Here is a 17865-nt window from a genome sequence, read left to right as displayed (position 1 = left end):
TTCAATAAAATGTTGACAACGTAATGTTGATACTGCACGATGGAGCCATGACATGCAACCCCGACCCGCAGGCAGCGAACGACGTTCATGCGCAGGCTCGTCGCGAAGAGCGCGCTCGCGGCCGTCTATTGTCGCGCGCAGACGGCCGTATTTCTGAGCAGCCATGGCGACCAGCATCCGTGCCGCCGTCTGCTGTCGATCTGACCCAGTTTGCGCTGTGGCAGTCGATGGATGCTGAGCCGAGCGAGCTCGTCGACGCTCTTGCTCTCGTGCCAGCGGTGCGCGCCGAGGTCGAGGGCATCGAAACCGGTTTACTGTTCGCAGCCCGGAGCGCGGGACTCACCTGGGCCCAGATCGCGTCGGCCATGGGATTCAAATCTCCGCAAGCATGCCAGCAGCACTTCACCCGGCTTGCCGAGCGACAGGATGCCCCATGACAGACGACGACGCCTCTGTGAGTCTGGCTCTGGCACTGCACGGGGTGCGCATTCTCGGATTTGCCAATTCGGATGCTGTCGCACGACGGTGGGGGCTCTCGAGTGACGCCGTCGATGAAGCGCTCGGGGACGCCGAGGCTTGCGGATGGGTGACGTTCGCGAGCTTCGCTGGTCTCTCGGGCTGGTCGCTGACGGACCGCGGACGGCGAGAGAACGAGCGACGGCTGACGGAGGAGCTAGCGAGGGTGGACGGTGAGCATCGGCTGAAGCGCGTCTATAGCGACTTCCTTCCGGTCAACGCGACGTTGCTGACCGCGTGCACGAACTGGCAGCTTCGACCCGCATCAGACGGGCGTCTCGCATCGAATGATCACACAGATCTCGAGTGGGACGCACGTGTGCTTCGTGAGCTGGGTGAGATTGAGCACGAACTCACGTCGATCAGCGAGAACCTCGAGAGCATTCTGAGCCGCTTCGGCGGGTACGACGTTCGCTATGCCGCGGCACTGCGCCGTGCGCGGCGCGGTGAGCATGAGTGGGTGGACGGCACGGCGGTCGACTCATGCCATCGCGTGTGGTTCGAGCTGCACGAAGACCTCATCGCCACCCTCGGCATCGACAGGAATGTCGAAACGTGATGGCACCGGATGAATCGTCGTGCCTTTTCTGTCGTGTCGCGGCCGCATAGCCTAGACGATATGACTGTGGCTACCTCTTGACAAGGCTGAGGCCCCAGATCGCATGATCGAGGTTTACCAGCCGTGCCATTTGCGGGGCTCCAGCATAGGTGCTGGAGCCTTGACGGGGTTGGTCTTCCTCAGTCGATCTTGGAGGCCCCAGTTGAACATCTATCGTACTCACGTGGGTTTGGACGTGCACGCCAGGTCCATCGTCGCGCAAGCAATTCACAGCGATACCGGTGAAGTTACCTGGAAGAAGTTTCCCTATGATCCGGCCGCGGTGATCGATTGGGTCCGTGGTCTCGCAGTACCGGCTCTCACCACTTACGAGGCCGGCCCGACAGGCTATGATCTCTCCCGTCGCCTCACAGGTGCTGGCATCGCGTGCGTGATCGCCGCCCCATCGAAGTTGCAGCGTCCGCCAGGTGACCGTGTCAAAACCGATAAGAATGATGCTCTGCATTTGGCGCATCTCCTCCAGCTTGGACAGATCACCCCCGTGCGTGTCCCCACTATTGACGAGGAGACTGCACGCGATCTTGTCCGGGCGCGGGAAGACTGCCGCCATGACCTCATGGCCTCACGCCATCGTCTCTCAAAACTGCTTCTTCGTCACGGGCATGTTTACGACGGAGGTGGCACATGGACTCGCAAGCACGACGTGTGGATCCGGGAGCATCGCGCAGGCACAATCGCTTACCAATACGCGTTCGATGCATCCTACGAAGCCGTTGCGCAAGTCCTTGCCCGCAGAGACCGACTCGATGCCGAAATTGAAAGAATGGCTGATGCTTCTGAATTCGCACCTGTGGTGACCCGGTTGGGTTGCCTGCGTGGCATGGGTGCGCTCACTAGTCTCGCGCTTGCCGTTGAGATCGCCGATTGGGACAGATTCACCGGGAAAACAATTGGCACCTATCTCGGACTCACCCCGTCGGAATACTCGTCAGGAACTTCACGCAGACTCGGCGGTATCACCAAGACCGGCAATTCCCATGCCCGCAGACTCCTCGTCGAGGCCGCCTGGCACCACCGCAAACAGCTCCGACAGCAACCGACCTCAGCACTGACGCTCCGACAGCAAAATGCCTCACAGGAAGCCCGACTACGCGGACAAGCCGGAAACGAACGACTCCACAAGCAGTGGGAGAAATTCGTAGCCCGACGAAAGAAGGCAACAATCGCCAACGTCGCGATCGCCAGAGAACTCTCCGGCTGGTGCTGGTCACTCGCGATCATGACTGACTGACACCCCAGACCGCTGACACCACGACGGCCGTGAGGTCTGCGAACACGTGTGGAATGACCCGCTCTACTATTATGAACAGCCCATCAGCACTGACGGGCGACGCTCGATCTCTAGACCTGCGGCACCGCTCCACCATCGCACGCTTCGCCCTGCAGTAACCAACCTGCGCATATCAGTTTGACCGTGTTAACGTCGAAAGACACGTCAGACCCCACTCCGCCAGATGCCAGCAGAAACGGTCCCGGACAAGCCCTACACTTCCCGGGACCGTTTCACTCTGCCCCCTTGACAAAAACACCTACATATCAGTAGTGGAGGAAACGTCATGAACGATCAGGCCAAGCGCACCGCCCCACGACATGCGGCGCCCGACGAGGCTGAGGGGTCAGGCAGCGGCGGCGGACCTCCCCAGTGGAATACTGAAGAGGAGCGCTGGGCCGCCGTCGAGACAGCGATTGAGCTGGCCAGGCGCCGCGGTGAGTTCGACAACCTGCCCGGAGCGGGCAAGCCGCTCAAAGGGATAGACAAGCCGCGCGACCCCGACTGGTGGATCAAACAGAAGGTCGAGTCTGAGGGTCTGACTGGCTTCGCCCCACCGGTTTTCCAGCTGCGCAAAGAGCACGAGCGCCTCGAAGAGACGCTCGACGAACTTCTCTCAGAGTCCCGGGTGCGCGAGTACCTCACGGATTTCAATCAGCGAGTGCGCGAAGCACGAAGGCAGCTTCACGGTGGTCCGCCCGTCGTCACGCCGACCCGCGACATTGATGCCGAGGTGACCGCGTGGGAAGAACGACGTGCCGCGCGGAAACCCGCGGAGACAACCGAACCCACGGCGCCGCAGGCTCGTCGTCGTCGGTGGTGGAATCGCGGGCGTGGTAAGCAAGAGGCATGACGTCGACGCCGAGCACAGCGAAAACGAACGCTCCTGAGCCTGACGACGGTGCCGTCGTGCAGACCACCGCCGGTACCGTTCGTGGAGCACAGCTCGGCCCGCACCAACTCGCGTTTCTCGGCATCCCCTACGCGGAAGCCCCGGTTGGTGAGCGACGATTTGCGCTGCCTGTCGCCCACGAAGCCTGGGACGGAGTGCGTGACGCCACGCGCTATGGGGCTACCCCGCTGCGCGACTACATGGCAGGAATCACTCTCATACCCGAGCCCTCCTACCCAGGAGACGAGACACTGACCGTCAACGTGTTCACTCCGAGCATCCGCCCGGAGACGTCGTTGCCCGTGCTCGTATGGATTCATGGCGGCGGATTCACGACCGGGTCTCCTTCTTCGCCGTGGTACGCGGCCGGCACATTTCCCCGAGACGGCGTCATTGTCGTCTCGGTGTCGTATCGCATCGGGCTCGACGGCTTCGGGGTGATCGACGGTGCCCCGGACAACCGCGCAGTACACGATTGGATGCTGGCGCTGCACTGGGTGCGCGACAACATCCGTGCATTCGGAGGCGACCCCGACCGCGTGACGATCGGCGGCCAGAGTGCGGGCGGCACAGCCGTTCTGACCCTGCTGTCCATGCCCAGCGCACAGCCGTTGTTCGCCCGGGTGATCGCCGAATCGCCCGGGTGGAGCACGGGGGAGCGTTCCGAGGTGGCGATCAGCACATCGCGGGTAGCGACGCTGCTGAAAATCGCAGCGACGCGCGACGCGTTCGCAGAGATTCCCGAGCGAGACGTCTTCGAGGCGCAGCAGACCTCCCAAAAGCGAGGCATGACGCTTGCGTGGCTGCGGCGGCTCATGCGTGGGGGCAGTTCAATGTCGTGGACGCCGGTTGCCGACGGCGAGCTGATTCCGTACGCAATCGACGATGCTCTCGCTCGGGGGACCGGAGCGGACAAGCCGCTACTGATCGGCGCGAACGCCAACGAGACAGACGCAGTGGTTCTCGGGGAGCCCGCGGCGCTCGACCTGATGCCCCGCACGCTCGCCCTGCGCCTCGTGGGACTCGGGCGCAGCGCACGACACTATGCGAGGGTCACGCCCGGGCGCTCGCGACGGATGCTCGGAAGCGCGGCGACCGACGCCGTGTTTCGCTTCACAACGGCTCGGGTGCTCGCTGCGAAGACGGGTTCCGTGTACGCCTACGACTTCAGGCTTCCGTCTGCGCTCAACCAGCTGACAGGGCACTGCATGGAACTGCCGTTCGTGTGGGACTGCCTCGGTGGCGAGAACGTCGAGGCTAGCACTGGAGCTCATCCTCCACAGGAAGTCGCCGACGCGATGCATGCTGCGTGGGTGCAGTTCATCGCAGACGGAAACGCACCTTGGCCAGATTACGATGCGGACGGTGAGCGCCGTGGCTGGCGCGTTGATCGGGCACCACGCACCGAGCGCATCTTCGACCGTGAACGTGAGCTCATTGCTCTCGAGAAGCGCGCACTCTAGACGAACGGCACCCGCGCAGCCACGGCAGCGGTGTAGATGACGTCATGTGACCGCGCGCACCGGTCACACTACGAACTGTGACAACGGGTGCTCTGTCGATGCCGTGATCACCCCGTAAGTTCGTGACTCGACCACGCCGCACATGCGGCATCCGCCTTGTCACCCATGGGGTTCGTTATGCCACGAAACAGAAATGTCGCCGCACTCGCCGTCAGCGTTGCCGCGATGATGATGCTCACGTCGTGCGCGGCTGGCGCCTCCACAGCTGATGATGCCGAGCCGGTTGCCGGGGGAACTCTCGTCTACGCGCATCAGCAGGAACCGCAATGCGTGTTTGGCGGCTGGATCGAACAGGCGTATCTGAGCTATCAGGTGCTCGACAGCATCACGTCGCTCGACGAGAACGGCGAGGCCGTGCCCTGGCTCGCCGATTCGTGGGAGGTGTCAGACGACGGGCTCGACTGGACGTTTGATCTCAAGGAGGACGTCGCGTTCACGGACGGCAGCGCGTTGACAGCATCCGCCGTCGCCTACAACTTCGACTACTGGCTTGCGGGAGGAAACAGCACGGCGAAGGTCTGGCTCGAGGGCTACTTCTCGTCGGCAGAAGCCGTGGACGACACAACACTCGCCATCCACCTCTCCACGCCATACCCGCGGCTGCCCGAGACGCTCGCTCAGGGCTACTTCGGCATTCAATCGCAGGAGGCTCTCGAAACCCGCACAGATGAGCAGAACTGCGAGCAGCCCATCGGCAGCGGTGCGTTCACTGTGGCGTCGTGGACCCGCGGTGAGAACATCATTCTCGAGCGCAACGACGACTACACATCGTGGCCGGCGAACGCGAAGCACGAGGGCCCGGCGATCGTCGAGACCGTCGATTGGCGCTTCGTTCCCGACGGCACGACGCGGTCTGCGGCACTGAAGAGCGACGAGGTCGATGCGATCTACGACGTTCCTTCTGTCGACTGGACGACACTGGAGCTGGGCGGTTTCAACCTGCAGAAGTACGTGACGCCGGGCCGCCCGCAGCAGCTTGCGTTCAACACTCGCGAAGGGCCGTTCACCGACGAGAAGGTGCGCAAGGCATTCACCTACAGTCTCGACCGCGAGAGCCTCGTCGAGACCATCGGCCTCGGCGTGATTCCCTACGAGGGAAACGGCGCGGTGAGCCAAGCGACCCCGGGCTATAGCCAGAAGGCGGCTGAACAGTACACGTTCGACCTCAAGAAGGCGAAGAGTCTGCTTGACGAAGCCGGCTGGAGCACGACAAACGCCGACGGGGTTCGCGAGAAAGACGGTAAGCCACTCGAGGTGACCCTGCCGTACGGAGCAGGCACGACGTTCAACGCCGAAGGCGGCTCGATCTTGCAGGGCGTCGCCGAGCAGGCGAAGCAGGCTGGGTTCGACGTGACGCTCATCCCCGTTCCGCCGAGCGAGCACTTCGCCGGTGCCTACACGCAGTCTGACGAACGCGACATTGCTGCGGGGTACTGGACGAGTGTGACCGCCGGCATCCTCTGGATCAATTGGCGCGCCGACACTGACGAGAGCCCCAACGGCAACAACGCGGCGTTCTACAACTCGCCAGAGCTCGAAGAGCTTATTCTGCGCGCCAACTCGGCAGCAGACATCGACGAGCAGAACACGCTGTACCAGCAGGCGCAGGAGTACATCGCCGATCACGCGCTCTCGATCGGGCTGTACGACCGGTTGAGCACTCTCGCCATCTCGCCATTCGTCAAGGACGTCTGGCAGGAGCACTCACAGGGAGGACCGGTCTTCCATGACGCATATTTCGTCGCCTGAAGCTGAGCAGGTCACACCAGAGCAGGTCAGAATCGACGCGGATGCCGCTGCGGGCAGCGCTCGCCGTCGAGCGAATCGCGGCACGCTGATCCGGCGCATCGTCGGCAAACTCGTCGGCGCAGCCATCACACTCTTCGGCGCTGCTACCGTTGCGTTCCTCGCTCAGCTGGCGCTTCCCGGCGACCGCGCGACGGTGATCTACAACATCCGTGCCGGTCAGGCCATCGAGCGCACGCCTGAGGAACTCGCGCAAATCAATGAGCAGTACGGCCTGTTGCAGCCCGTGCTCGTGCAATACGTTGACTACCTGCGCGCGCTCGTCTCGGGAACTCTCGGAATGTCGTACCAGCAGTACCGGCCCGTGAGCGACGTCATCATCGAGCAGCTCGGCCCCACGCTGATTCTCACGTTCACGGCGATTCTGCTCGCCTGGGTGATCATGGTGGTCTGGGTGACGCTCACCGCGGGGCACAGACCGAAGCTGCGCGCCTTGGGCGCCGTCGTCGATACCACCGCAGCCGGACTGCCGCACTACTGGCTCGGTATCATCCTTCTCGTCGTCTTCTCGCTCGGCCTCGGCTGGTTTCCGGTGATCAGCGGATCGAGCCCGGCGGGGCTGTTTCTGCCGGCACTGACACTCGCAATTCCGCTCGCCGGATTCATGGGGCAGGCAACACGATCCGAGTTCGAGCACACGCTTGACCAGCCGTTCATCGTGTCCGCGCGCATGCGCGGCATGGGTGATATCGGCGTGCGCGTGCAGCACGTGCTGAGGCATTCGGTGCTTCCCGCCATCACACTGTCGGGGTGGGCGCTTGGAGCAACGATCTCTGGCGCTGTCGTCGTGGAGTCCCTGTACTCACGTCAGGGAATCGGCACGGTGCTCATCACTGCCGTGAACGCGCAAGACCTTCCCATCGTCACCGGCGTCGTCGTGCTCATCGCCGCGCTGTACGTGGTGGCGAACCTGATTGTCGACGTGATCTACACACTCATTGACCCGAGATTGAAGGCATCATGACCGTCGTTCTGACACCGGAGGTAGCACCGAAGGCCGGTAGGCGACAGCATCCTCTCGGCCTGTATGCAGCGCTCGCCGTGACCGCGTTCTTCGTCGTGGCGCTCATCGCACCGCAGGTGCTGGCCACGCACGACCCGTTTGCTCTCGCACTCGACCAGGCGCTTCAACAGCCAGGCGCCGCACACTGGTTCGGCACAGACGAGCAGGGTCGCGACCTGTACAGCCGCGTCGTCTTCGGGGCGCGAGAGTCGCTGCTGATCGGAGTCGGCGCCACGGCGGTGAGCATGACGCTCGCGCTCATTCTGGGAGCGGCGGCGTCCCTTGGCGGGCGTGTGATCGGTGCCGTCGCCGCGCGCATCATCGAGATTCAGTTTGCGTTTCCGACGCTGCTTCTCGCGCTTCTTCTTGTGTCGGTTCTCGGGCCATCGGCGATCTCGCAGGTGTTTGCCGTCGCGATCGGCACGGCACCGGGCTACGCACGCATGATTCGAGCGCAGATCCTCACCGCGAAGAACTCCGGATACGTTGAAGCAGCGACGGCGCTCGGGCACTCCCGCACCCGCATTCTCTCGCGGCACATCATTCCCAACGCCGTGCGTCCGCTCGTCGCCGTTATCACCATGTCGATCGGGCAGTCGATCGTGTGGGCATCGAGCCTGTCGTTCCTCGGGCTCGGCGTGGCGCCGCCGTCGCCGGAATGGGGCGCGCTGCTTGACGCGGGACGGCTCTACATCACCCACGCACCGTGGCTCACCGTCGTTCCGGGGCTCGTGATCGTTGTTCTCGCGATCTCCGCAACGACAATTGGCCAGCACATTCAGCGCGCACTTGAACGGGGAGAGAAATGACAAACACGATTGTTGCTCCGGATGCTGTGGCCCCCACACCCGCCCCGTCCGACGTTGTGCTGCGCGCTCGCGGTCTCAACGTGTCGTTCCCGCGTGGCGGCGAGCGGCACCAGGTTGTGCACGACGTGTCGTTTGAGCTGCGTCGTGGGGAATGCCTCGCGATCGTGGGGGAGTCGGGCTCGGGCAAATCGGTGACGGCGCGCACGCTCGTGGGGCTGACCGGTGCCGGTGCGCACATCGATGCAGACGAGCTCACTCTCGGCGACCAGAACCTCGCCCAGACGAGCGAGAAGCAGTGGCGTGGCCTGCGCGGGCGCCGCATTGGGTTCATTTTGCAAGACGCCCTCGTGTCGCTCGACCCGCTCCGCCCCGTCGGAGCGGAGATCGAAGAAGCGCTCAAGCTGCACGGCTGGGGCCGGCACGCCGATCGTCGGCGCAAAGCAGTCGAGCTGCTCGATGCCGTCGGCGTGCCGCAGCCTGAACAGCGTGCGAAGCAGCGCCCAGACGAGCTGTCGGGCGGGCTTCGTCAGCGCGCGCTCATTGCGTCGGCGCTTGCGCTCGACCCCGAGATCATCATCGCCGACGAACCGACGACGGCTCTCGACGTGACTGTGCAGGCGCAGGTGCTCGCGCTCCTCGCCGACACGAAGCGCCGAGGCGTCTCGCAGATTCTGATCAGCCACGACCTCTCCGTCGTCGCCGAGCTCGCCGATCAGATCGCGGTCATGACAGACGGACGCATCGTCGAGGTCGGTACGGCGGACCAGGTGTTGGGCGATCCGCAGCATCCCTACACCCGGCGCCTCATCGCAGCTGTTCCCGGACCACATTCGCGGGGCACGCGACTCAGCGACGTGACGCCCGTCGTCGCGCAGCGGGATCCGCACCATGATGACAGCGACGCGGGCCCCGTGCTGCAGGCGAGCGGCCTCGTCAAACGCTTTCCTCGGCCCGATGGGTCCGTGGCCACCGCGGTCGATGACGTGTCGTTCACACTCGAGCGCGGCCAGACGCTCGGTATCGTGGGGGAATCGGGTTCGGGCAAGAGCACGACGGCGCACATGGCGCTCGCGTTGACGGCACCGGATGCCGGTGAGGTGACACTGCTCGGCCGGGCCTGGTCTCGGGTGAGTGAGCGAAAGCGCTGCACACGACGCCGGCGCATTTCGGTTGTGTACCAGGACCCGCTGAGCTCGTTCGATCCGCGATGGAATGCCGAGCGCATTCTGCTCGACGCGCTCACCACCAACACTCCGCGTGGCGAGCGCCGTCGGCGAGTACGGGAACTCGTGCAGCAAGTGGGGCTGACGGATGCTGTGCTGCAACGTTTTCCTCTCACTCTCTCGGGCGGGCAGCGGCAGCGAATCGCCATTGCTCGCGCCCTTGCACCGTCGCCACAGATCCTCGTTCTCGATGAGGCGGTGTCGGCACTCGACGTCTCGGTGCAGGCGCAGATTCTCGATCTGCTCGACGACCTCAAGCAGCAGCTCGGGCTGAGCTACCTCTTCATCTCACATGACCTCGGAGTGATCAGCCACGTCAGCGACGAGGTGCTCGTGATGAAAGACGGCCGCGTCGTCGAGCATGGCTCGGTCGAGCAGATCTTCACAGCTCCGGCGCACGAGTACACCGCGCAGCTCGTCGGCGCGACGAGCAACGTCGAGCGACAGCATCCGGAATCATCACCGATTTCCACCCCGGCCTGACCTAGCGACCTACCAAGCAAGGAGCACCATCATGACCAACAACGACCAGACCACACCGCTTCTCTTCAACGCTTTCGTGATGAACACCAACTCGCACATTCAGCATGGCCAATGGCGCAGGCCGGATGCCGGTCAGACAGAGTTCAACGACGTCGACACCTGGATCAATCTCGCCAAGCTGCTGGAAGCGGCGAAGTTCGACGGCATGTTCTTCGCCGACGTGACCGGGTTGTACGGCGACGCCGATGCGCCGTATGACGTGTACGTGAACGAGGGATTGCAGATTCCAAGCAACGATCCGACAGTGCTGCTGTCGGCGCTCGCCGTAAACACGACGCATATCGGGCTCGCGCTCACCTCCAACGTGATGCAGAGTCACCCGTTCCACTTCGCCCGGCAGATCTCGACTCTCGACCACATCACGCGCGGTCGCGTCGCCTGGAACATCGTGACGGGCATGCAAGACAACGGTGCGCGCAACTTCGGCCTCGAGAAGCTCGTCGACCACGATGATCGGTACGAGTGGGCTGAGGAATACGTCGATGTGACGTACAAGCTGTGGGAGGGCTCGTGGGATGACGATGCTCTGCTGAAGGATCGCTCGGGTGCGTACTCCGATGTGTCGAAGGTGCACAAGATTCACCACGAGAGCAAGCGGTACAGCGTTGAAGGGCCGCATCTGCCGTCGCCGTCTCCTCAGCGCACGCCGGTGCTGTACCAGGCGGGGTCGTCTGTCGCCGGGCGCACGTTTGCCGCTCGCAATGCCGAAGCGACGTTCATCATCGCTCCGAGCCCCGAGATCGCCCGACAGCAGATCGACGAAACACGGGCTCTCGCCGTGGAGTACGGGAGGAGGCCGGAGGACATCAAGTTCTTCCAGGGCTTGAGTTTCATCATCGGCGATACGCAGGAAGAAGCCGAGGCGAAGGCCGATGAGTACTTTAAATACGTGTCGGTCGAGGGGTACGCGGCGCACTCAGCGATTGTCGATCCCGATGGGCGTGTGTATCCTCCTGAGACCCCATTGAAGGATGTGCAGACGAACTCGGCGCGCGGGTTCGTCGAGTGGATCTCCCGCTACATCACCGACCGCGAGCCCGTTGTCGCCGACCTCGTGCTGCAGCGCACGCGGGGCAGCGCCGTCATCGGCACGCCCGAGTCGATCGCCGATGAGCTTGAGATCTGGCAGGCAGCGGGCGTGGATGGCATCAACGTGATCAATTGGGTGATCCCGGGCTCGTTTGAGGAATTCGCCGAGAAGGTGCTGCCCGTGTTGCGTGCGCGTGGCCTGGCGAAGACCGAATATGCCGAGGGCACGCTACGCGAGAAGTTGTTCGGGCAGGCACGTCTCAACGATCGTCATCCGGCTGCACGCTACCGCGGTGCGTTCAGCGAGGTGCCTGCCGGCGTTTAGGCGCGGGGAGCCTCGCCCGCTGGCGTGACGAGATGGTGCAGCAGTGTCTGAGTCGCATGGCTCGGGCACTGTCGCCACACGACACCGAGCCGTCGACCAGTCCCGATAGGCCTAAGCTGAATGGGAATCAGGTTTCGCGTAGCGAGCGGCCAACTCCGTGAACGCTACGGTGTCCCATGCGCTGGGCCGCCCGGCAAGCGCGGGTTCGAGACGATCAAGCGAATAGTGCAGTCCCACGAGGTCGCCGCGCTCGATAGCCATGTCGATATCAGGGATGAAATAGGTGGCACGCAGACGAGTGCCGTCTGTGGTGGCATCGAGTTCCCAGCGCATCCACGAGCCAGGGCTCGTGTGCGAATGCTCGAGCAGAGTGGGCACGATGAGCCGAGTGATGGTGAATTCAAGCGTCGGGAAGTCCGAGTCCGGCCAATCGAAGACGATTCTTCCGCCCTCACGAAGGTCCACTGTGATATCGGCGGCGAATGGCGGCCACCAGTCCGCGATGCGTTCGGGCTGGGTGATCGCCGACCAGACATCGTCAATCGGGAAGGCGAGCAAACGATCGAAGCGAACTGTGCCGCCATCGGGTGTGCGCTCGATCGCGCCAGTGGGTGAGGAATTCATCAGTACTCCTTCGCAGTGTTGGTGTTCCGGATCGGTGTTGATGTGCGTTCGAGGTGTCGTTCTAAGGCATCGAGTCGGCCCGACCATGCAGCGCGATATGGTTCGAGCCAGGCATCGAGCTCTTTCAGCGGTTCAGGGCGTAGGCGGTAGAGCCGTCGCTGTGCTTCGCTCCGAACCTCGACGAGCCCAGCGTCGCGAAGCACTTTGAGGTGGCGCGAGACCCCGGGCTGGTGCATGCCGACGATCTCAACGAGGTCTCCGACCGATCGCTCCCCACCGCGCACAGCGTCCAGAATCTGGCGCCGAGTTGGTTCGACGATGGCTTCCAGCACGGCCGTCGATGTCATAGTTTATAACATACGGTAAAGCATATATACATGCAACCATATATTCGAGATCTGTCGAAGTAACGCTCACATCGGCTGCTGAGACGGGCTATTGGGGACGGAACGCAGACGTTGCGTGCGGCTCCTCGTCAGTGACGGGGCTTGCGGGAAGCGCCGTCGTTGTCTTTCCAGCCGCCGTCGCGCTTTCCACCGCGGTCGTGTGACCCACGCTTGCCTGCGCGGTCGTGGGACCCGCCGCGACCACCGTCGCGCTTGCGTGGTCCGCCGAAACGATCCGGTTTGATGTCGATCTGAACACCGCTGACACGTGTGTTCGCCACGCGTGAGAAGAAGTCCTTCGGGAGGTCGGCGGGAAGTTCGACAACAGAGAAGTCGAGGCGAATGTCGATCGCGCCGAAGTCTTCACGGCTCAAACCGCCCTCGTTCGCGAGAGCGCCAACGATCTGCCGTGGGTCGACGCGCTGACGGCGGCCGACCTCGATGCGGTACGGCGCCATCGACTTTGACGATCGCTTGCGGCGATCAGCGCCGTCGACGTTCTTCTGCTTCGCCTTGCGATCGTCGCGGGCGAGCCGCATTTCGTCTTCAGCCGAGAGCAGCAATGGCGTTTCGCCCTGTGCAACGACGGCGAGGGCCGCTGACACGTCGGCCTCGGGAACATCATGGTGCTCGACGTAGTGACCGATGATGTCGCGGAAGGCGTCGATGCGCTTTGTCTGGTTGAGCGCCGCGGTGATGGCGTCGTCAAATCGCGTGAGACGCGTGACGTTGATGTCGTCGACGCTGGGCAGCTGCATCTGCTCGAGGGGCTGACGCGTCGCCTTCTCGATTGCGCCGAGCAGACGGCGTTCGCGCGGCGTGACAAAGCTGATCGCGCTTCCGCTGCGGCCGGCGCGGCCTGTGCGGCCGATGCGGTGCACGTATGACTCGGTGTCGATGGGAATGTCGAAGTTGACGACGTGGCTGATGCGATCGACGTCGAGTCCGCGGGCGGCAACGTCGGTTGCCACGAGAATGTCGAGCTTGCCCGATTTCAGCTGTCCGACGGTGCGTTCGCGCTGCGCCTGTGCGACATCCCCGCTGATGGCGGCTGCCGAGTAGCCTCGTGCCCGCAGCTTCTCAGCGAGGGTCTCTGTCTCGTTCTTCGTGCGTACGAACACGATCATGCCGTCGAAGTTCTCGACCTCGAGGATGCGGGTGAGCGCGTCGACCTTCTGGGGGTACGAGACCATGAGGTACCGCTGGGTGGTGTTGGCCGAGGTCGTCGTCTTGCTCTTGACGGTGATCTCTTCAGCATCCCGCAGATACTTCTTGGAAATGCGGCGAATCTGCGGTGGCATCGTCGCCGAAAACAGGGCGACCTGCTTCTCGACAGGAGTCTCGGCGAGAATCGTCTCGACGTCTTCGGCGAAGCCCATCTTGAGCATCTCATCTGCCTCGTCGAGCACGAGGTACGTGAGCTCGGAGAGGTCGAGAGTGCCCTTGGCAATGTGGTCCATGATGCGGCCGGGGGTGCCGACGACAACGTGAACGCCACGGCGCAGCGCAGACAGCTGCACACCGTAGGCCTGGCCACCGTAGACGGGAAGCACGTGAACACCCTTGAGGTGTGCGGCATACTGCTCGAACGACTCGCAGACCTGCAGGGCGAGCTCACGCGTCGGCGAGAGCACGAGTGCCTGAGGCTTCTTCTGGGCGGAGTCGAGACGAGAGAGGATGGGGAGGGCGAAGGCAGCTGTCTTGCCCGTGCCGGTCTGAGCGAGGCCGACGACGTCGCGGCCGCCGAGCAACGTCGGAATGGTTGCTTCCTGAATGGCGGACGGTGTCTCGTAACCGACGTCGCGCACGGCCTTCAGCACAGCATCGCTGAGCCCGAGATCGGCGAACGTCGTCTGGGCGGGCGCGGCAGTATCATCCGCGGGCGCTACGGGGTCTGAGGAAGTCATTGAATCAACGGTACTCGCCTTGACCTCGCAGTATCGTCGAGATTCTGCCGCACGGGCAGAATTGTGGCGAAAAACGGCAGTTCTGAGGCAGATTCACAGTCAAGCCGCTCCTCAAATGAGGGCATATCAGGTGTTCTTGCCGCGCAGGTTGATTATTCCCGCCTCGTCACGTAGTTGATTCCTGTGGGGGAGGTCCATTGCACTCGGCCATCGGGGAGTCTTCGTGGAGTCCAGTTCGTTGTGTGCTTCAACGTGTGATGTCGTCGACACAACGCGTGGAGGTTCGCGGCCGTCGATAGGCCGCCATCTTCCCACGCTTGAATATGGTCGATGTCGCAATATATTGCGGGTGCATTGCATTCGAGAAAATCACATGTGACATCGCGAAGACGTATTTCTCGTTTCATCTTCTCGCTGAGTCGGTATTTCTTCGGGTCGGTGTGCCGATGAGCGCCCGTGAGCGGGTCGGTGAGCACGCGGACGAAGCTGGTCGCCTGGCCGATGAGCGTGTTCGCCGTATCGGGGTCGATGGGTCCGTACCCGGCGAGATCTGCAGGTTCTGCGCTGCGGCCGATGAGGGAGAGGGCGGGAACGGTGATGACGACGCCGGGCCGCAGCGCGGCAAACTGTGCACGGGTGAGTGTGACGGTGCCGGAATCACTCGGCGCGGCATTCGTGCTGCCCGTGCCTTCAGTGTCATCTGAGGTGTCAGTGACAGGAGTATCAGCTGAGTCGTCATCAGCGGTTGAGGCTGTGGTGACGAGCATTCCGGTCGTGGATGACTCCGCAATGAGATCTGCCTCGATTTGCCGCAGCGTGCGCGGGTCGCCTGCCGCTCTCAGGGCACGAGCGCGAGTGGTTGCCTGCTCGACAATCGATGTCGTCACGTCGGCCGAGTGGTAGAGGCTGAGGTAGGCCATGCCGTCTTCGGCAGGATCGTGCTCAACGCGTCGCTCGTCGAACGCCGTGTTCTTGCGGGTCTGAATGGACTCTGGGTGCAGCTTTTCGCGCAGCTTTCGGGCGGTCTGCGTGAATCGTGTGGGGCTCTGCGTGCGGGCAGCGCCCACGATTGCGTCGTCGAAATCGGCTCGTGCCTCCACCGGCAGCGACCAGGCCTGCCGCGCTGCTGTGCGAGCGTGCAGGTAACTCGTAAACCCAACACGAAAAGCGTCCATCACTTGGGGCAGATCATCAATGAGTGTGATCGCCTCGCGGATCATTCCCTCAGCAATCCTGTCGGTGACGCCGATCTTTGCCGCGATCTCGGAGACAAACGAGCGTTCCATCGCTTGGTCGTCCGAAAGCTGGCCCGGGTGAGACTCGGCGGAGGAATGGGCGAGCACTGCATCGCGAGAGCGCACGTACACGTCATGCGCCCGGTAGATGTTCTCGACGACAAACGCCTGGGCACGCTGTGTCTGATCGTAGGCAGCCCCAACGGCATCCAGACCCGCCTCGAGTGCGTCTCCGAACTCTGCGGACGGCAGCATGGAACCGTCCTCGAGCTCCACGGCATCTCTAATCATCCAGTACTCATCGCCGAGACTGTCGCCCGTATCGCCCATGGGCAATGGGCTCTGTGACAGTGAGCACCAGCGCTGCAAATCCATGGCTCAATCATAGCAATATTCGAAGAAAAGTACCAGTACGTAATTAATCTTCGAACAAATGTACGAGCACTGATTACAATGTTAGGCGCCGTGTCGACCTTCACCCGGTAGCGCTCGATGATCCAGTCGAGGCCAGAGTTTCGCTACGTCAGGTGGTCGTTGGCGCCGCTCGTCCAGGCGATGTAGCGGTCGGCCGATCGCTGAACGATTGCGGCAGCATCCCGCGGAACGCACGCACCGAAGTTGTTGTACAGAACGTCGAATCGATACCGCTGTACGAAATCGGCCATGCGCCGGATGACGGCGGGGGAGAGTGGGATGCGGTTGGGGTAGCTGCGCAGAAAAGTGACGTTGCCATCTGGCGTCGGAAAGATCGCGTCGCCCGCGAAGAGCACGCCTCGGCCGCCTGCGCCGATGTTCCAGTGCGCGATTGTGCTTCCAGGAAAATGCCCACCGATCTGGTCGAGGCGGATACCCGGCAGAATGTCGAACGGCTCGTTCCAGGTGCGCACGGTATCTGTGCGGTACCCGAGCCAGCCGACGTCGGCTTCCGCCACCCAGATGGCGGCATTATCGAACGCGCTGCTCCACGCCGACTGCGCGCCGTACATGTGCGGGTGGCTCGCCACTATATGGCGGATGCCACCGAGCTCACGCACTCGGTCGATTGCGGCCTTATCGATAAATCCCGGCACGTCGAACAGCAGGTTGCCCTCGTTCGTCTGCACGAGCATGCCCTGCTGGTCGATTCCGACGCCGGGAGCGCTGATGCCCCAGAGGAGGTCATCGACCTGCGTGACCTCGACCGCCTGGCCGGAGTCGCGCAACTCGGCACGTGTCGTCCAACGCTGCCCGGTTGCGGGCACGTACTGGCGTTCGTCTTCGCAGATGGGGCATAGCTCGGGCGGCGTTGGGCCGGGCGGATACTCGACCCCGCACGTCGCGCAGAGCCAGAGGCGCGGATGCTGTTCGCTCATGGTCCCAGTGTGCCACCCCTTCCGCCCTCGGAGGGAGGGTCACAGATCGACCGATCGGATGGTGGATATCGCGCTTCAGGCATGACGAGCTAACAGGGTGCGCAGGGCGCCTGGTCGCAACGCATAACTGAGGAACACAGACGTGTGTACCTCGTCGATGGCGAAGACCTCGCGATCCTTCAGGCGCGATATCACTATTGACTGGATGCTGCGTGACGGCGAGAACGCTCGATCCTGTCAGTTCGCGAAAGTTCGGCCATCGGACGATGTCGGTGCCGCGCCCTAGCGTTTCGGCATGAATGAATCTGACACCGCACAAACGCAAGCCTGGCTCGACCAGGAAGATCGCCACGTCGCCTTGACAATTCGCAAATACGGATGCTATCTGCAATACGTTTTCGGGGAGGCGACGTCGCCGTCGTTCTGCTATTCCGTGGGGCTCTTTGGCCTGGGGCATCCAGAGTTGATCGTTTTCGGCCTCACACAGCAATCGGCCGCACACACGCTGAACTGGTTCTTCGATCGAATTCGTGGCGGGGAAGAACTTCTGCCGGGGCAGGTCATCTCACCAGATGACAACGCTCCACGCTTTCTCGTAGAGAAGTTTCCCGACCCTGCCCAGTACCTTTTCGCTGCCAACCGGCATTACGACCGGCCAGATTTTCTGACCGTGCAGGCCTATCAACTGACATGGGACGACAAAGGCGCGTTCCCGGGAGAAGACGGGTACTCATACCCCGCGTGGGTCCAGCCCCGCCCCGGGGCCGCTTCGGCGTAAACGTGTCCGCCCGTTCGCGCTGCGG

The 17865-nt window shown here is 62.9% G+C and carries 16 protein-coding genes and 1 pseudogene; 12 read left to right on the top strand and 5 right to left on the bottom strand.

Features of this window, described 5'->3' with window-relative positions:
* The first annotated feature begins 47 nt into the window (after positions 1–47).
* The 10 genes from HCR76_RS13955 to HCR76_RS13910 all read left to right on the top strand — a co-directional run bounded on the left by HCR76_RS13955 (position 48) and on the right by HCR76_RS13910 (position 11558).
* Complete coding sequence (locus HCR76_RS13955; protein ID WP_166993210.1) at positions 48–437, top strand: SANT/Myb-like DNA-binding domain-containing protein; 390 nt, start codon at positions 48–50, stop codon at positions 435–437.
* The gene (locus tag HCR76_RS13950; RefSeq protein WP_166993207.1) at positions 434–1075 is read left to right on the top strand and encodes a transcriptional regulator; all 642 of its coding nucleotides are present in this window, start codon (positions 434–436) and stop codon (positions 1073–1075) included. Before HCR76_RS13955 ends, HCR76_RS13950 begins: the two co-directional genes overlap by 4 nt.
* A 223-nt stretch (positions 1076–1298) precedes the next feature.
* Positions 1299–2366 carry an IS110 family RNA-guided transposase gene (locus HCR76_RS13945; protein WP_244971361.1) on the top strand — a complete coding sequence of 356 codons (1068 nt, stop codon included), beginning with the start codon at positions 1299–1301 and terminating at the stop codon, positions 2364–2366.
* A gap of 325 nt (positions 2367–2691) precedes the next feature.
* Positions 2692–3258 (top strand): DnaJ family domain-containing protein, encoded by a 567-nt coding sequence (locus tag HCR76_RS13940; protein WP_166991676.1) that lies wholly within the window; start codon positions 2692–2694, stop codon positions 3256–3258.
* Positions 3255–4760: a carboxylesterase/lipase family protein gene (locus tag HCR76_RS13935; protein ID WP_166991675.1), complete on the top strand. Its 1506-nt coding sequence runs from the start codon at positions 3255–3257 to the stop codon at positions 4758–4760. Before HCR76_RS13940 ends, HCR76_RS13935 begins: the two co-directional genes overlap by 4 nt.
* 177 nt (positions 4761–4937) lie before the next feature.
* Positions 4938–6569, top strand: coding sequence for an ABC transporter substrate-binding protein (locus HCR76_RS13930; RefSeq protein ID WP_166991672.1), 1632 nt, complete (start codon positions 4938–4940; stop codon positions 6567–6569).
* Positions 6547–7590, top strand: a complete 1044-nt coding sequence (locus HCR76_RS13925; RefSeq protein WP_166991670.1) for an ABC transporter permease — start codon at positions 6547–6549, stop codon at positions 7588–7590. The genes HCR76_RS13930 and HCR76_RS13925 overlap by 23 nt, the downstream gene beginning before the upstream one ends.
* Complete coding sequence (locus tag HCR76_RS13920; RefSeq protein ID WP_166991667.1) at positions 7587–8438, top strand: ABC transporter permease; 852 nt, start codon at positions 7587–7589, stop codon at positions 8436–8438. Before HCR76_RS13925 ends, HCR76_RS13920 begins: the two co-directional genes overlap by 4 nt.
* Complete coding sequence (locus HCR76_RS13915; RefSeq protein WP_166991664.1) at positions 8435–10144, top strand: dipeptide ABC transporter ATP-binding protein; 1710 nt, start codon at positions 8435–8437, stop codon at positions 10142–10144. Before HCR76_RS13920 ends, HCR76_RS13915 begins: the two co-directional genes overlap by 4 nt.
* A 31-nt stretch (positions 10145–10175) precedes the next feature.
* Positions 10176–11558: an LLM class flavin-dependent oxidoreductase gene (locus HCR76_RS13910; protein ID WP_166991661.1), complete on the top strand. Its 1383-nt coding sequence runs from the start codon at positions 10176–10178 to the stop codon at positions 11556–11558.
* A 111-nt stretch (positions 11559–11669) separates the two neighbouring features.
* Here HCR76_RS13910 and HCR76_RS13905 read toward each other — a convergent pair whose 3' ends face one another.
* From HCR76_RS13905 to HCR76_RS13885, 5 genes are all read right to left on the bottom strand, one after another.
* The gene (locus HCR76_RS13905; protein ID WP_166991658.1) at positions 11670–12182 is read right to left on the bottom strand and encodes an SRPBCC family protein; all 513 of its coding nucleotides are present in this window, start codon (positions 12180–12182) and stop codon (positions 11670–11672) included.
* Complete coding sequence (locus tag HCR76_RS13900) at positions 12182–12529, bottom strand: ArsR/SmtB family transcription factor (RefSeq protein ID WP_166991655.1); 348 nt, start codon at positions 12527–12529, stop codon at positions 12182–12184. The genes HCR76_RS13905 and HCR76_RS13900 overlap by 1 nt, the downstream gene beginning before the upstream one ends.
* 128 nt (positions 12530–12657) lie before the next feature.
* Positions 12658–14475 carry a DEAD/DEAH box helicase gene (locus HCR76_RS13895; protein ID WP_166991652.1) on the bottom strand — a complete coding sequence of 606 codons (1818 nt, stop codon included), beginning with the start codon at positions 14473–14475 and terminating at the stop codon, positions 12658–12660.
* A 152-nt stretch (positions 14476–14627) separates the two neighbouring features.
* Complete coding sequence (locus HCR76_RS13890) at positions 14628–16085, bottom strand: HNH endonuclease signature motif containing protein (RefSeq protein ID WP_166991649.1); 1458 nt, start codon at positions 16083–16085, stop codon at positions 14628–14630.
* A 143-nt stretch (positions 16086–16228) separates the two neighbouring features.
* A complete protein-coding gene (locus tag HCR76_RS13885) occupies positions 16229–17062 on the bottom strand; it encodes an MBL fold metallo-hydrolase (protein ID WP_166991646.1) in 834 nt (277 codons plus the stop codon).
* Between the two features lie 111 nt (positions 17063–17173).
* Between HCR76_RS13885 and HCR76_RS13880 the strand changes: the two are divergent.
* Positions 17174–17263: pseudogene (locus HCR76_RS13880) on the top strand (type II toxin-antitoxin system YoeB family toxin); the annotation flags it as partial.
* A 94-nt stretch (positions 17264–17357) separates the two neighbouring features.
* Positions 17358–17840 (top strand): DUF4262 domain-containing protein, encoded by a 483-nt coding sequence (locus HCR76_RS13875; protein WP_166991643.1) that lies wholly within the window; start codon positions 17358–17360, stop codon positions 17838–17840.
* The last annotated feature ends 25 nt before the right edge of the window (positions 17841–17865 follow it).

It is taken from the genome of Paramicrobacterium chengjingii, from assembly GCF_011751765.2.
Taxonomy (GTDB): Bacteria; Actinomycetota; Actinomycetes; order Actinomycetales; family Microbacteriaceae; genus Paramicrobacterium; species Paramicrobacterium chengjingii.
This window is presented reverse-complemented; position numbering and strand designations above follow the sequence as displayed.